The sequence below is a fragment of the Ruegeria sp. AH12 genome, assembly GCF_056541465.1.
Genome location: NZ_JBQFYL010000170.1, coordinates 1 through 678, shown reverse-complemented (window position 1 = coordinate 678; position 678 = coordinate 1). Strand labels below are relative to the sequence as shown.

Annotated in this window: 1 protein-coding gene; it reads right to left on the bottom strand. The window is 60.9% G+C overall.

All coding sequences use genetic code 11. The features are described from left to right. On the bottom strand, positions 1-678 hold a 678-nt coding region (locus ACR0EL_RS22390), incomplete at both ends, for an amino acid ABC transporter substrate-binding protein (RefSeq protein ID WP_480502343.1).

Sequence of the window (678 nt, the reverse complement as noted above, 5' to 3'; positions counted from 1 at the left end):
CCCAGCTCTTCCGCTGCGATCAGTGCGTTCAGGGTCCAGCGGACCACATCGCCCCACTCGTGATCGCCATGACGGACAAGCGGGCCCAGCGGCTCTTTCGAGATGATTTCGGGCAGGATCACGTGGTCGCCTGCGTTTTCAAAGGTGGCGCGCGTAGCAGCCAGACCCGATGCGTCGGTGGTGTAAACGTCACAGGCACCAGCCAGATACTGCTGCTGCGCTTCGGCGTTGGTTTCGATCGGAACCGGCTCGTAGCTCATGTTGTTGATGCGGAAGAAATCCGCCAGGTTAAGCTCAGTTGTGGTGCCGGTCTGGATGCAAACGGTTGCACCGTCCAGTTCCTTGGCCGAGCTGACGCCCAGTGCCTTGGGAACCATGAAGCCCTGACCATCGTAGTAGTTGATGCCGACGAATTCGAACTTCAGGTCGACGTCGCGGCTGAAGGTCCACGTGGTGTTACGGGCCAGCATGTCAATCTCGCCCGAAGCCAGCGCGGTAAAACGTGTTTTACCGGTGGTCGGGATGAACTCAACGGCGCTTGGGTCGTCCAGAACGGCAGCGGCTACCGCGCGGCATACGGCCACGTCAAAACCCTGCCACTCACCATTGGCATCGGGGCTGGCAAAGCCGGGTACGCCGGTTGCAACGCCGCAGTTCAGCTTGCCGCGGGCTTTCACG